This is a genomic window from Stenotrophomonas maltophilia, assembly GCF_003970865.1.
Taxonomy (GTDB): domain Bacteria; phylum Pseudomonadota; class Gammaproteobacteria; order Xanthomonadales; family Xanthomonadaceae; genus Stenotrophomonas; species Stenotrophomonas maltophilia_AR.
On record NZ_RXLZ01000015.1, the window covers coordinates 16,226 to 30,660 of the forward strand.

General features: G+C 65.9%; 11 protein-coding genes. 8 read left to right on the forward strand and 3 right to left on the reverse strand.

Going from position 1 to position 14,435, the window contains the following annotated elements:
• Positions 1-168: 168 nt before the first annotated feature.
• The 3 genes from EKL94_RS06875 to fdnG are packed head-to-tail and all read right to left on the reverse strand — an operon-like array spanning position 169 to position 4,809.
• On the reverse strand, positions 169-816 hold the full coding sequence (locus EKL94_RS06875) for a formate dehydrogenase subunit gamma (protein ID WP_032127833.1): 648 nt from the start codon (positions 814-816) through the stop codon (positions 169-171).
• Positions 813-1,730: a formate dehydrogenase subunit beta gene (fdxH, locus tag EKL94_RS06880; protein ID WP_126928518.1), complete on the reverse strand. Its 918-nt coding sequence runs from the start codon at positions 1,728-1,730 to the stop codon at positions 813-815. Before fdxH ends, EKL94_RS06875 begins: the two co-directional genes overlap by 4 nt.
• Before the next feature lie 10 nt (positions 1,731-1,740).
• Complete coding sequence (gene fdnG, locus EKL94_RS06885) at positions 1,741-4,809, reverse strand: formate dehydrogenase-N subunit alpha (protein ID WP_148105800.1); 3,069 nt, start codon at positions 4,807-4,809, stop codon at positions 1,741-1,743.
• A gap of 290 nt (positions 4,810-5,099) precedes the next feature.
• Between fdnG and gmk the strand changes: the two genes are divergently transcribed.
• From gmk to EKL94_RS06930, 8 genes are all read left to right on the forward strand, one after another.
• Positions 5,100-5,765, forward strand: coding sequence for a guanylate kinase (gene gmk, locus EKL94_RS06895; protein ID WP_014038334.1), 666 nt, complete (start codon positions 5,100-5,102; stop codon positions 5,763-5,765).
• Positions 5,766-5,875: 110 nt separating this feature from the next.
• The gene (rpoZ, locus tag EKL94_RS06900) at positions 5,876-6,175 is read left to right on the forward strand and encodes a DNA-directed RNA polymerase subunit omega (protein WP_005410877.1); all 300 of its coding nucleotides are present in this window, start codon (positions 5,876-5,878) and stop codon (positions 6,173-6,175) included.
• Between the two features lie 106 nt (positions 6,176-6,281).
• Complete coding sequence (locus EKL94_RS06905) at positions 6,282-8,444, forward strand: RelA/SpoT family protein (RefSeq protein ID WP_126928520.1); 2,163 nt, start codon at positions 6,282-6,284, stop codon at positions 8,442-8,444.
• Positions 8,445-8,625: 181 nt separating this feature from the next.
• Positions 8,626-9,012 (forward strand): RidA family protein, encoded by a 387-nt coding sequence (locus EKL94_RS06910; protein WP_005410875.1) that lies wholly within the window; start codon positions 8,626-8,628, stop codon positions 9,010-9,012.
• Between the two features lie 7 nt (positions 9,013-9,019).
• Entirely contained in the window at positions 9,020-11,131 is a 2,112-nt protein-coding gene (gene recG / locus EKL94_RS06915; RefSeq protein ID WP_126928521.1) for an ATP-dependent DNA helicase RecG, read from the forward strand.
• A 459-nt stretch (positions 11,132-11,590) separates the two neighbouring features.
• Positions 11,591-12,529 carry a nucleoside hydrolase gene (locus tag EKL94_RS06920; protein WP_126928522.1) on the forward strand — a complete coding sequence of 313 codons (939 nt, stop codon included), beginning with the start codon at positions 11,591-11,593 and terminating at the stop codon, positions 12,527-12,529.
• A gap of 88 nt (positions 12,530-12,617) precedes the next feature.
• Positions 12,618-12,860, forward strand: coding sequence for a type B 50S ribosomal protein L31 (locus tag EKL94_RS06925; RefSeq protein WP_005418951.1), 243 nt, complete (start codon positions 12,618-12,620; stop codon positions 12,858-12,860).
• A gap of 296 nt (positions 12,861-13,156) precedes the next feature.
• Positions 13,157-14,434 carry a citrate synthase gene (locus tag EKL94_RS06930; protein WP_126928523.1) on the forward strand — a complete coding sequence of 426 codons (1,278 nt, stop codon included), beginning with the start codon at positions 13,157-13,159 and terminating at the stop codon, positions 14,432-14,434.
• The last annotated feature ends 1 nt before the right edge of the window (position 14,435 follow it).

Sequence of the window (14,435 nt, forward strand, 5' to 3'; positions counted from 1 at the left end):
GCGGGGTGGGTCCGGTTGCGGGGGCGTGAGCCGCATGGATGCGGCGACCGAGCTTACATGGACGTACTTGCAGCGTCCCCCGCAACCGGACCCACCCCGCCATCCCCCAGGAAACCCGCTCTTGACGTTGACGTTGCCTCTGCGGGTGCAGGGCCGCAGGCCCTGCCGCTACCCCTCTTCCCGACGTCCGCGCAGGATGTCCCGGAACCACTGCCGGTGGTGCTTGTACGCCCACCCATAGGTCACCTTGCCCTGGGTCATCGCCCGCACCGAGCCCTTGATCCAGATCGCCGCATAGATGTGCACCACGATCGCGCACACCAGCACCCAGCCGAACAGCGCATGGGCCAGCACCGAGAAGCGGATCACCCCGATCGGGAAGAAGTGGCTGAAGTACTGCCGCCAGATCACGAAGCCGGTCAGCAGCAGCGCCGACAGGCAGCCGATGATGGCCCAGAACAGCAGCTTCTGGCCGGCATTGAAGCGACCCACCGGCGGCAGCTTCTCATCCTCGTTGCGCAGCACATCGCGCATGCCGCGCATCCACTTGCCATCGTCGGCGGTCGGCAGATTGTCGCGCCACATGCGGAACGCCAGCAGCGCAAAGCCCACCACCATGGCCAGGCCGATGAACGGATGCAGGATGCGCGTCCACGGGCCGCCACCGAACAACTGGGTCAACGGGAACAGGGCAGGGTGGAACAGCGCCAGCCCGGACAGCGCGGTCAGCACGAAGCAGATCGCCACGATCCAGTGGTTGATGCGGGTCGGTGCGCGGTAGCGGATGATCTGACGCGGGTGCGGGGCGTACTTCATGGCCGCTGCTCCTCTTCGATCTTCTTCGCCTCGTGCTCGGCTTCCTCTTCTTCCTCGTCATTGACCGTGTTGCGGCCGATGCCGATGTAATGCAGGAAGCCGGCGAAGGCGGTGGCGGCGATCGCCAGCACGCCCAGCGGCTTGGCCACGCCCTTCCAGATTTCCACCATCGGGCTGATTCGCGGGTCCTTGGGCAGGTCGGCATACAGCTCCGGCTTGTCCACGTGCTGCAGCACGTACATCACGTGGGTGCCGCCCACGCCCTGCGGGTCGTACAGGCCGGCGTTCTCGTAGCCGCGCGATTTCAGGTCTTCCACGCGTCCGGCCGCGTGCTCGGTCATCGCCTGCTTGCTGCCAAAGGTGATCGCCCCGGTCGGGCAGGTCTTCACGCAGGCCGGTTCCTGGCCCACCGCCACCCGGTCCGAACACAGGGTGCACTTGTAGGCCTTGTGGTCCTTCTTGGAGATGCGCGGCACGTCGAACGGGCAACCGGTCACGCAGTAGCCGCAGCCGATGCAGTTCTCTTCCTGGAAGTCGACGATGCCGTTGGCGTACTGGATGATTGCGCCGGGCGACGGACAGGCCTTCAGGCAGCCCGGGTCGCTGCAGTGCATGCAGCCTTCCTTGCGGATCAGCCACTCCAGCTTGCCCTTCTCGTCCTCGTACTCGCGGAACTTCATCACCGTCCACGACTGTTCGCTCAGGTCGGGCGGGTTGTCGTAGCTGCCAACGCAGCTGCCCACTTCGTCGCGCAGGTCGTTCCACTCCATGCAGGCGACCTGGCAGGCCTTGCAGCCGATGCACTTGCTCACATCGATCAGCTTGGCGACCTGGCCGGTGTGCGCACCACGCGCCTCCGGCGAGGGCGTGGTAGTGGCCGAGCGGCGGATGATGTCCAGGGATTGCAGTGACATGACGTGTCTCCTACACCTTCTCGACCTTGACCAGGATGCACTTCGATTCGGGCGTCTGCGAGTTGCCGTCACCGATGGCATTGGTCAGCGTATTGGCGATGTATCCGGGCTTGGCCGCACCGAGGAAGCCCCAGTGGATGGGCACGCCCACCTGATGCACGGTCCGGCCATCGATCTGCAGGGCCTTGATGCGCTTGGTCACCATGGCTACCGCTTCGATGTGACCACGCTTGGAACTGACGCGCACGCGGCTGCCGTTGTTGATGCCCAGCTCGTCGGCCAACGCCGCGCCGATCTCGACGAACTGCTCGGGCTGGATGATGGCGTTCAACTTGCCGTGCTTGGTCCAGAAGTGGAAATGCTCGGTCAAGCGGTAGGTGGTGGCCACATGCGGGAACTCGTCCGGCGAACCGATCTGGGCACGGTCGCTGGCGAACACGCGTGCCGCCGGGTTGTTCAGCGTCAGTGCCTGGCCGGGGCTGAGCGGGTTGCTGCGCAGTGGCGTGTCGAACGGCTCGTAGTGCTCCGGGAACGGTCCCTCGGCCATGCCGGCCTTGGCGAAGAAGCGGGCGATGCCTTCCGGGTTCATGATGAACGGGCCCATCCCGCCGGCGGGATCTTCGTCGGCCTTGAAGTCCGGCACGTCCACGCTGCCCCAGTTCATGCCGTTCCAGGCCAGCAGCGTGCGCCGCGGGTCGAACGGCTGGCCGGCCACGTCGCACGAGGCGCGGTTGTACATCACGCGGCGGTTGGCCGGCCACGCCCAGGCCCAGCCCAGCGTATTGCCGATGCCGGTGGGGTCGCTGTTGTCACGCCGCGCCATCATGTTGCCGGTCGGGCCCCAGGCACCGATGTAGATCCAGCAGCCGGAGGAGGTGCTGCCGTCGTCGCGCAGGTCGCCGAACGCGGCCAGCTGCTCGCCGGCCTTGCGCACCAGCTTGGTCGGGTCCTTCGGATCGAACACGTCGGCCAGCGCCTTGCCGTTGTATTCCATCGCCAGTTCTTCCGGCGTCGGCAGTTCCGGGTTGGAATACTTCCAGGCCAGGTCGCGCACCGGTTCCCACCATGCACCGCCGTCCTTCTCGTACATCGCTTTGATGCGATGGAACAGCTCGGACATGATCTCGATGTCGCTGCGTGCTTCGCCCGGCGGATTGGCACCTTTCCAGTGCCACTGCAGCCAGCGCGAGGAGTTCACCACTGCGCCGTTCTCCTCGGCGAAGGAGGTGGTCGGCAGGCGGAATACTTCGGTCTGGATGGTGCCCGGATCGACGTCGTTCAACGCACCATGGTTCTGCCAGAAGGCGATGGTCTCGGTTTCCAGCGGGTCCATGCTGACCATGAACTTCAGCTTGGAGAACGCACTGATCAGCTTGCCCTTGTTCGGCGCCGAGGCCAGCGGATTGAAACCCTGGCAGATGTAGCCATGGATCTTGCCTTCGTTCATCAGCTCGTACGCCTGCAGCATGTCGTACGGCTTGTCGAGCTTGGGCAGGTGGTCGAAGCACCAGTTGTTGTCGGCGGTGGCGGCATCGCCCCACCACGACTTCATCAGGCTGACGTGGAACTTCGGGTAGTTCTGCCAGAACGACATCTGGTTGGCACGCAGCGGCTTCTGCGTGCGCTTGGCGATGTAGGCGTCGTAGTCCTGTTCGTCCTGTTTCGGCAGGGTCAGGTAGCCGGGCAGCAGGTCGGACATCAGGCCGATGTCGGTCAGGCCCTGGATGTTGGAATGCCCGCGCAGCGCGTTCATGCCACCACCGGCCACGCCGATGTTGCCCAGCAGCAGCTGCACCATGGTGCCGGCACGCACGTTCTGCGCGCCGATCGAGTGCTGCGTCCAGCCCAGCGCGTACAGGATGGTCATCGCCTTGTCCTTGCTGGCGGTGGACGCGATCATCTCCCAGACTTGGCGGATGCTGTCGGCCGGCGTGCCGCAGATGCGTTCGACCATCTCCACGGTGTAGCGCGCGTAGTGCTGCTTGAGCAGGGTGTAGACGCAGCGCGGGTCCTTCAGCGTCGGGTCGCTGCGCACGAAGCCATCATCGCCGTACACATAGTCCCAGCTGGAACGGTCGTAGCTGCGTTTTTCCTCGTTGTAGCCCGAATACAGGCCGTCCTTGAAGGCGAACTCGTCCTTCACCAGGAACGACATGTCGGTGTAGTTCAGCACGTACTCGTGCTGGATGCGGTCCTCGGTCAACAGGTAGTTGATCAGGCCACCCAGGAACACGATGTCGGTACCGGTGCGGATCGGCGCGTACACGTCGGCCACCGCGGCCGAGCGGTTGAAGCGCGGATCGACCACGATCAGCCGGGCCTTGTTGTGTGCCTTGGCCTCGGTCACCCATTTGAACCCGCACGGGTGCGCCTCGGCGGCATTGCCACCCATGATCAGGATCAGGTCGGCATTCTTGATGTCGACCCAGTGATTCGTCATCGCACCACGGCCTAGCGTCGGGGCAAGACCTGCCACCGTCGGGCCGTGTCAGACACGTGCCTGGTTGTCGAATGCCAACATGCCAAGGGAGCGGACGACCTTGTGGGTCAGCACCGCGGTTTCGTTGCTGGTGGCCGAGGCCGCCAGCATGCCGGTGGTCAGCCAGCGGTTGACCGTCTGCCCGGCTTCGTTCTTCTGCACGAAGTTGGCATCGCGGTCTTCCTTCATCAGCCGTGCGATGCGGTCCAGCGCATCGTCCCAGCTCAGCCGCTTCCACTCGTTCGAACCCGGCGCGCGGTACTCGGGGTAGAGCAGGCGAGACTTGCTGTGGATGATGTCGGCCAGGCCGGCACCCTTCGGGCACAGCGTGCCGCGGTTGACCGGATGGTCCGGGTCGCCCTCGATGTGGAAGATGCTCGGCTCGGCGTTCTTGGCGCCATCGCCGAGGCTGTACATCAGGATGCCGCAGGCCACCGAACAGTAGGTACAGGTGTTGCGGGTCTCGGTCGCGCGGGTCAGCTTGTACTGCCTGACCTCCGCGAGCGCGATGCCGGGCGCGAAGCCCATCAATGCCAGACTGGAGCCGACCAGGGTTGTCCCGGTCACTTTCAGGAACTGGCGGCGGCTCATCGATGGCATGCCGTTCTCCTGGGATGGCGGGGAGGCGCAGGCCTCCGGGCTGTCGTTGGGTACGGCCCGGTTATAGCACAGGCCCCCGCACGCCCATGTGGCACAAGGCCCGGCGCCTGCCGGGCGGGCGCGCAACGGGGCCGCTCTGGTAAAGTTGCGTGCCCGCATCCCGGGGAAGCGTCTGCCGGGCCTGGTTCCAGTATGTTCCGCGCAGCCCCCGCCGTCCTGGCGCGATCCTCCGCGCCGGATCTGGAACACCGAGGAAAAATTTTGCGAAATCAACCAGTTGGGTTCCGCGCATGAGCGCCCCGTCGAAGCCGTCGGACGCCGTTGCGCGCGGCACGCTGTACATCGTTGCCGCCCCGTCCGGCGCCGGCAAGAGCAGCATCGTCAATGCCACCCTGGCGCGTGACCCACAGATCGCCCTGTCGATCTCCTTCACTTCGCGCGCGATGCGCCCGGGTGAAGTGAACGGCCAGCATTACCACTTCGTCTCTGCGGAGAAGTTCGAGGAAATGATCGCCGCCGGCGACTTCTTCGAGCATGCCTGGGTGCACGGTGACTGGAAGGGGACCGCCCGCCAGTCGGTGGAGCCGCAGCTGGCCGCCGGCCAGGACGTGCTGCTGGAAATCGACTGGCAGGGCGCGCAGCAGGTGCGCCAGCTGGTGCCGGGCACGGTCACCGTGTTCATCCTGCCGCCGTCCAAGCAGGCCCTGCAGGACCGCATGCGCAAGCGCGGCCAGGACAGCGAGGCGGTCATCGCCCAGCGCCTGGGCGCGGCCCGCGATGAAATGCTGCACTTCAACGAGTTCGACTACGTCATCGTCAACGAGGTATTCGACACCGCGGTGGACGAGCTGTGCGCCATCTTCACCGCCAGCCGCCTGCGCCGGGAGGCCCAGAAGGTCCGCCACGCCGGCCTGATCCAGGCCCTGTTGACCCCCGATCCGGGCGCAACTGACTGATTCCAAAAGAATCGGGCAGGGGCTGGCTTGATTTTGTCCAGTCCCTGCCAGTACACTCCGTCCCCTTTCCCTCATTCGACTGAGCGGCCGACCGGTCGCCGGGAGCCCGTATGGCCCGCATCACCGTAGAAGATTGCCTGGAAGTCGTTAACAACCGTTTCGAACTGGTCATGATGGCTTCCAAGCGTGCCCGCCAGCTCGCCAACGGCGTGCAGGCCACGCTGGACAACAGCGAGACCGAGGACAAGCCGACCGTGCTGGCGCTGCGCGAAATCGCCGCCCGCAAGATCGACAACGCGCTGATCGACGAAGTCGAGAAGGCCGAGCGTGAGCGTGCCGAGCGCGAAGCGCTGGAGTGGGCTGCCGCGGAAGTGGTCGCCGACGAAGACATGTCCAAGAACGACGATTGATCGCATCGATCAACGTAATCGTTGGATGTGCCGAACAGCCCGCCCCGTGCGGGCTGTTTCGCATTCAGGATTTGCCGTAAACGTCGCGCTGGAATAGGCTTCGGGCATGAACCCAGGCCCCACTGCCAAGGTCGCCGCAGCCCCCGCTGCCGCCGTACCCGACTACGTCCTCCAGCTTGAACGCGCCGCCCATTACCTGCCGCCGGAACAGCTGCCGCTGTTGCGCCGTGCCTGGGAAGTCGGAGCCTCCGCGCACGCTGGGCAGACGCGCAAGTCGGGCGAGCCCTATATCACCCATCCGGTGGCCGTGGCCCAGGTGCTGGCCGAGCTCGGCCTGGACGTGGAAGCGCTGATCGCCGCGATCCTGCACGACACCATCGAAGACACCCCGCTGACCCGTGAGGCGCTGGCCGCCGAGTTCGGCGAAGCCGTGGCCGAACTGGTCGACGGCGTGACCAAGCTGGACAAGCTGAAGTTCCGCGACCGCCAGGAAGCGGCCGCCGAGAGCTTCCGCAAGATGCTGCTGGCGATGTCGCGCGACCTGCGCGTGATCATGATCAAGCTGGCCGACCGCCTGCACAACATGCGCACGCTGGGCGCGCAGAGCCGCGAAGCGCGCGGCCGCATCGCCCGCGAGACGCTGGAGATCTACGCGCCCATCGCCCAGCGCCTGGGCATGAGCCTGGTCAAGAGCGAGCTGCAGAACCTCGGCTTCAAGGCGCTGTATCCGTGGCGTCACGCGATTCTGGAAAAGCACATCCGCAGCCAGCCGGTGGTACGCCGTGAAGCGCTGGCGCAGGTGGAAGTGCAGCTGTCGCAGCGGCTGGCGAAGGAAGGTATCGAGCACCGCCTGGTCAGCCGCATCAAGACCCCGTGGAGCATCTACAACAAGATGCGCGACGAGAACAAAACCTTCGACCAGGTGATGGACGTGTTCGGCTTCCGCCTGGTCGTGCGCAGCGTGCCCAGCTGCTACCACGCGCTGGGCTCGGTGCACGCCACCTTCAAGCCGCTGGATGGCCGCTTCCGCGACTTCATCGCCATTCCCAAGGCCAACGGTTACCAGTCGCTGCACACCGTGCTGTTCGGGCCGTATGGTTCGCCGATTGAAGTGCAGATCCGTACCGAGGAAATGGACCTGATCGCCGAACGCGGCGTGGCCGCGCACTGGACCTACAAGTTCGGTGGCGATTCGCCCAACAGCGCGCAGAGCCGCGCGCACGCCTGGATCGTCGAACTGATCGATTCGCAGCGTGCTGCCGGGTCCTCGCTGGAATTCCTCGACAACGTCAAGGTCGACCTGTTCCCGGACGAGGTCTACCTGTTCACGCCGAAGGGCAAGATCCTGGCCCTGCCGCGCAATTCCACCGCGCTCGATTTCGCCTACGCCGTGCATACCGACGTCGGCAACATGGCGGTGGCCTCGCGCGTGGACAAGAAACTGGTGCCGCTGCGCACCAAGCTGGTGTCCGGGCAGTCGGTGGAGATCATCACCGCACGCTCGGCCACGCCGAAACCGCAGTGGCTGGAATTCGTGGTCACCAGCAAGGCGCGCACCGCCATCCGCCACCAGCTCAAGCAGCTGGAGCACGAAGACGCCGTGCAGCTGGGCCACCGCATGCTCGACCGTGCGCTGGAGGCGATGGATTCCTCGCTGGAGCGGCTGCCGAAGGGGCGCCTGGATGCGTTCCTGGCCGAGCATCGTTTCCCGCGCCTGGAGGCGCTGCTGGCCGAGGTCGCGCTGGGCAACTGGATGCCGACCCAGGCCGCGCAGGCGCTGATGGCCTACGCCGAACTGCGTGGCGGCCCGCATTCGCGCCATCACTCGCAGGAAAAGATCCTGATCAACGGCAGCGAGCGCGGCGTGGTCACCTTCGCCGGCTGCTGCCAGCCGATTCCCGGCGACGAGATCATGGGCTACCACACCGCCGGCAAGGGCATCGTGGTGCACCGGATGGACTGCCCGAACCTGGCCGAGCTGCGCAAGTCGCCCGAGCGCTGGGTGCCGATCGGTTGGGACACCACCGTCTCCGGCGACTACGACACTTCGCTGGTGGTGGAAGTGGAGAACGGCACCGGCGTGCTGGCGCAGCTGGCCGCCGCCATCGCGCAGAGCCATTCCAACATCGAACGCGTGGACTACCTGGACCGCGACTTCAACGCCGCCGTGCTGGCGTTCAACATCCAAGTGCGCGACCGCAACCACCTGGCCGAAGTGATGCGCCGCCTGCGCCGCCTGTCGGTCGTGCAGGCCGTGCGCCGCCAGTAGATCCCGCGCGTACCCGGTAGTGCCGGCCGCTGGCCGGCAATCGCGATGCAGCCGAGGATCCATGGGTTGCCGGCCAGCGGCCGGCACTACCGAAGCGGTGCGGTAGATCCACGCCATGCGTGGATGCACCCCCAGCCGGTACAATCACCGCTCTGTTTTCCCCCAAGCACCGGAGCGACCCATGTCCCGCCAGATCATCAACACCGAAAAGGCCCCCGCCGCCATCGGCCCGTACTCGCAGGCCGTGCGCGCCGGCAACACCGTGTACTTCTCCGGCCAGATCCCGCTTGACCCGGCCACCGGCGACATCGTCGGCGCCGGCGACGTCGAAGCGCAGGCCCGTCGCGCCTTCGACAACCTCAAGGCCGTGGCCGAAGCCGCTGGCGGCTCGCTGGACAAGGTCGTGCGTCTGGGCCTGTACCTGACCGATCTGGGCGAGTTCGCCAAGGTCAACGCGGTCATGCAGGACTACTTCCAGGCCCCGTACCCGGCCCGTTCCACCATCGAAGTCTCCGGCCTGCCGAAGGGCGCCAACTTCGAGGTCGACGCGGTGATGGTCATCGACTGACCGCCACGTGGCACGCAAGGCGGCGGTCACCCCGGTCCTGTCACCGTCCGGCGAAGCATCCTTGGCGATGCTTGCCGGCGTGGGTCCGGCCGTGGCCGCCAAACTGCAGGCGCGTGGCCTGGCCACCCTGCAGGATCTCTGGCTTCATCTGCCGCTGCGCTACGAAGACCGGACCCGGCTGACCCGCATCGAAGACCTGCGCAACGGCGTGCCGGCACAGGTGGAAGGGCGGGTGGTCGCGGTCGAGCGCGGCATGCGCTACCGGCCGATGCTGAAAGTGGCGGTGGAAGACGAAGGGCAGGGCACCCTGGTGCTGCGCTTCTTCCATTTCCGCCAGCAGCAGGTCGGCCAGTTCGCGGTCGGCAACCGGCTGCGCTGCTTCGGCACGCCCAAACCCGGCCACCTCGGCCTGGAAATCGTCCATCCCAGCTACCAGGTGCTGGGCCGCAACGACGATCCAGAACTCGGCGACCGCCTCGACCCGGTGTATCCCACCGTCGAAGGCGTCGGCCCGATGACCATGCGCAAGTTGATTGGCCAGGCCCTGGACCGCCTGCCCGAGGAAAGTACGCTGGAGCTGCTGCCCAGCGGCTGGCTGGATGGCCTGGGCCTGCCGTCACTGCGCAGCGCGCTGCTGACCGTGCACCGGCCGCCACCGGATGCCGACCTGGCCGCGCTGGCTGCCGGCACCCATCCGGCGCAGCGCCGCCTGGCGATGGAAGAGCTGCTGGCCCATCACCTCAGCCTGCGTCGCCAGCGCATTGCCTTGCAGGCACACCATGCACCGCCGCTGGCCGGTCCCGGCAAGCTGGGCAAGGCGCTGCTGAAGCAGCTGCCGTTCGCGCTGACCGGCGCACAGGCGCGCGTGTTCAAGCAGATCCGCGAAGACCTCGCGCGCCCCAGCCCGATGTTGCGGCTGGTGCAGGGCGACGTCGGCTCCGGAAAGACCGTGGTCGCCGCGCTGGCGGCGATGCTGGCGGTGGAGCAGGGCAAGCAGGTTGCGTTGGCCGCCCCGACTGAACTGCTGGCCGAACAGCACCTCAACAACCTGCGCGGCTGGCTGGAACCGCTCGGCGTACGCATCGCCTGGCTGGCCGGCAAGGTCACCGGCAAGGCGCGCGCCAAGGTGATGGAGCAGGTCGCCAACGGTGAAGCGCAGGTGGTGGTTGGTACCCACGCGCTGATGCAGGAGGCGGTGGTGTTCCAGGATCTGGCCCTGGCCATCGTCGATGAACAGCACCGCTTCGGCGTGCACCAGCGGTTGGCGCTGCGAGACAAGGGCGCGGGCGCACACAGCGTGCCGCACCAGTTGGTGATGACCGCCACGCCGATTCCGCGCACGCTGGCGATGTCTGAGTACGCGGACCTGGATGTGTCGGCCATCGACGAACTGCCGCCCGGCCGCACCCCGGTGCAGACCGTGGCACTCAACAATGATCGTCGTCCCGAGCTGATCGAGCGCATCGCATTGGCCTGCCAGGAAGGGCGGCAGGTGTACTGGGTGTGCACGCTCATCGAAGAAAGCGAAGAACTGGATGCCACCCCCGCGCAGGCCACCTACGAATCGCTGCAGGCGCTGCTGCCCGGCGTTCGCGTGGGGTTGGTGCATGGCCGCCTGAAAGCCGCCGAGAAGCTGGCGACGATGGTGGCGTTCAAGGCCGGCGACATCGACCTGCTGGTGGCGACCACGGTGATTGAAGTGGGCGTGGACGTGCCCAATGCGTCGTTGATGGTGATCGAGAACGCCGAGCGCCTGGGCCTGGCCCAGCTGCACCAGCTGCGTGGCCGCGTCGGACGTGGTTCGGCGGTGTCGCGCTGCGTGCTGCTGTACCAGGCCCCGCTCTCGCAGATGGCACGCGAGCGCCTGCAGACCATGCGCGAAACCAACGATGGATTCGTCATCGCCGAAAAGGATCTGGAACTGCGCGGCCCCGGCGAACTGCTGGGTACCCGGCAGACCGGCCTGGCCGGTTTCCGCATCGCCGACCTGGCCCGCGACGCCGGCCTGCTGCCCGGCGTGCATGACCTGGCCGAGCGCCTGCTGGACCAGCAACCCGCGCTGGCTGATCGAGTGGTGCAGCGCTGGATCGGCACCGCCGTGCGTTACGCCTCGGCGTAATGCCACCTTGATGGGTGTGGACCTTGGTCCGCACATCCACGCATGGCGTGGATCAACATCGCGCTGCGCGCGGGAGTCGAGCAAGGCTCGACTCTACAGACAGCGCTTTCGATCATTTCCATGTTCATCCACGCATTGCATGGATGTGTCGACCAAGGTCGACACCCACCAACATCCGCCGTTCCGGCAGACCGCGGAAATCTGTCGAAGGCGGGGTGGGTCCGGTTGCGGGGGCGTGAGCCGCATGGATGCGGCGACCGAGCTTACATGGACGTACTTGCAGCGTCCCCCGCAACCGGACCCACCCTGCCATCCCCAGGAAACCAGCTTTTGCCGTTGCTCTGGCGTTTGCCGTTGATTCGGCGGGTGCAGGGCGCAGCCCTGCCGAACCCCAATCCCCGTACTTGCAACGGTCATCATCCCGGTCCACACTTCGTTGCCGATCTGAAGACGGCAACGATGACCCACAAGATCCCCCTGTTGATCGACACCGACCCCGGTGTGGACGACGCTCTGGCCCTGCTGATGGCCTTTGCCGATGAACGGCATGACGTGGTCGCCCTGACCATCGCCGCCGGCAATGTCGGCCTGCAGTACACCGTCCGCAACGCCCTCAAGCTCTGCGACATCGTCGGCCGCGCCGACGTACCGGTGTTTGCCGGCAGCCCGGATCCGCTGCTGCACCCCTCCGTTGACGCTGCCCACGTGCATGGCCGTGACGGCTACGGCGACGTGGACCTGTCGCCGCCGAGCCGTCAGGCTGAAGCCGAGCACGCTGCACTGGCCATCCTGCGCCTGTCGCATGAGCACGCCGGCGAACTGATGCTGGTGATGCTCGGCCCGCTGACCAACCTGGCCCTGGCGCTGAAGCTGGACCCGACCCTGCCCGAGCGCATCAAGCGCATCGTGGTGATGGGCGGCGCAGTCACCTGCCACGGCAACATCACCCCGGCGGCCGAATTCAACATTGCGTTCGATCCGGAAGCGGCGCACGTGGTGTTCACCTCGTTCAAGCACCTGCTGGTGTCGGACTGGGAGGCCACCGTCGCCCATGGCCTGCCGCTGCAGGACGCCGAGAAGTGGCTGCAGGCCGATTCCGATCGCGCCCGCTTCTACGAGCTGATCTCGCGCAAGACCCGTGGCCTGTCCGAAGACAGCAAGGGCGGGCGCTGGTACACCGCCGATGCGGTGGCCATGGCCTGGGCGCTCAACCCGGAAGGGCAGCTGCAGGTCGAGTCGCGGCCGCTGAACGTGGAGCTGAACGGTACGTTCAGCCGCGGCGCCACCATCGTCGACTGGAACCGCCAGACCGGCCAGCCGGACAACTGCGATCTGCTGATGGTCTACGACCAGCAGCGTTTCGAGGCCCTGGTGCGCCAGGCCCTGGGCGCAAACTGAAGTCGATTGACCCGCACCGGTTGCCCCGAGCGGCAACCGGTGCTTATAATGCCGCTCTTGACCACCAGCCCATTTACGGTGTGAGCCCATGAAGGCCGATATCCATCCGAACTACCGCGACGTCGTCTTCCATGACGTCACCTCCGATTTCAAGTTCCTGACCCGCTCGACCATGGGCACGAAGGAAACCATCCAGTGGGAAGACGGCAACGAATACCCGCTGGTCAAGGTTGAAATTTCCTCTGCTTCGCACCCGTTCTACACGGGCAAGCACAAGGTCATCGACACCTCGGGCCGTATCGACAAGTTCCAGAAGCGCTACGCGCGCTGATCTGTCGATCCAGCTTCGAACCGACGGCCGCGCTCTGCGCGGCCGTTTGTTTTTCCCCAACGCCAACCCAACGGGCGTTTGGATGGACGGAACACTGCGTTCGTGTGACAACGCTTTTGCCGATCCGGGCCGCTCAACGGCCGGCGTCTGGCCGCCTGTCGTATACGACTTCTGTCTAGCGCCGGGCAAATGCTGCTGTGCGATAATGACCTGATCCCCGGCACAGGCCGAGGACGTCATTCACGTGCCTGACCAATGCGCTTGGGCAGGCGCCTTCCCATGAAGGAGCGCACACAGTGTCCGATCTTGATCAGGTCACGCTCAACGCCGGCGATAAGTCGGTCGTTCTGCCCGTCATCAAACCCACCCTTGGCAACGACTGCGTCGACATCGCGAAGCTGACCAAGGAAACGGGGTATTTCACCTACGATTCCGGCTTCACCGCGACGGCCAGCTGCAAGTCCGCCATCACCTACATCGACGGCGACAAGGGCGTGCTGCTGTACCGCGGCTACCCGATCGAACAGTTGTCGGAAAAGTCGAGCTACGTCGAAGTGGCCTACCTGCTGATCAACGGCGAGCGCCCGAGCGCCGAGCAGCTGAAGGCCTTCACCGACGAGCTGGCCGCTGAAGCCGATGTCGATGCCTCGATCAACACCCTGATCGGCAGCTTCGCCAAGGATGCTCATCCGATGGCCATCCTGACCGCCGCCATCGCGCAGCTGTCGGGCATCTACCACGCCTCGCTGGACCTGTCCGACGCCGAACAGCGCCGCCAGGCTGCCGTGCGCCTGATCGCCAAGGTGCCGACCCTGTCGGCGCTGATCTACCGCCACGGCAAGGGCCTGCCGGCCAACAAGCCGGACACCTCGCTGGACTACGTCAGCCGCTTCCTGAAGCAGACCTTCGAGTCGGCTGATGGCCAGTACGATCTGAACCCGGACGTGGTCAAGGCGCTGGACCTGCTGTTCATCCTGCACGCCGACCACGAGCAGAACGCCTCGACCTCGACCGTGCGCCTGGTCGGTTCGACCGGTGCCAACCCGTACGCGTCGGTCGCCGCTGGCGTCACCGCGCTGTGGGGTCCGGCCCACGGCGGTGCCAACGAAGCCGTGCTGAAGATGCTGGAAGAGATCGGCAGCGCCGACAACGTCGAGTCCGCCGTGGTCAAGGCCAAGGACAAGACCTCCGGCTTCCGCCTGATGGGCTTCGGCCACCGCGTCTACAAGAACTTCGACCCGCGCGCCAAGGTCATCGGCGAGATGACCAGCAAGGTGCTCAAGCAGCTGGGCGTGCAGGATCCGCTGCTGGATGTGGCCGTGAAGCTGGAACAGGCCGCGCTGCAGGACGAGTACTTCGTCGCCCGCAAGCTGTACCCGAACGTCGATTTCTACAGCGGCATCATCTACAAGGCGCTGCAGATCCCGACCGAAATGTTCACCGTCATGTTCGCCCTGGGCCGTACCTCCGGCTGGGTCTCGCATTGGCTGGAACAGCAGGTCGACCCGGAAATGAAGATCGGCCGTCCGCGCCAGGTCTACACCGGCAGCGACGTGCGCGACTACCAGGGCTGAT

Bases quoted from the DNA above. Each gene is read 5' to 3' on its own strand.
- EKL94_RS06875 (WP_032127833.1), bottom strand. From the start codon at position 816: ATGAAGTACGCCCCGCACCCGCGTCAGATCATCCGCTACCGCGCACCG.
- fdxH (WP_126928518.1), bottom strand. From the start codon at position 1,730: ATGTCACTGCAATCCCTGGACATCATCCGCCGCTCGGCCACTACCACG.
- gmk (WP_014038334.1), top strand. From the start codon at position 5,100: ATGAGCGCCCCGTCGAAGCCGTCGGACGCCGTTGCGCGCGGCACGCTG.
- rpoZ (WP_005410877.1), top strand. From the start codon at position 5,876: ATGGCCCGCATCACCGTAGAAGATTGCCTGGAAGTCGTTAACAACCGT.
- EKL94_RS06905 (WP_126928520.1), top strand. From the start codon at position 6,282: ATGAACCCAGGCCCCACTGCCAAGGTCGCCGCAGCCCCCGCTGCCGCC.
- EKL94_RS06910 (WP_005410875.1), top strand. From the start codon at position 8,626: ATGTCCCGCCAGATCATCAACACCGAAAAGGCCCCCGCCGCCATCGGC.
- EKL94_RS06920 (WP_126928522.1), top strand. From the start codon at position 11,591: ATGACCCACAAGATCCCCCTGTTGATCGACACCGACCCCGGTGTGGAC.
- EKL94_RS06925 (WP_005418951.1), top strand. From the start codon at position 12,618: ATGAAGGCCGATATCCATCCGAACTACCGCGACGTCGTCTTCCATGAC.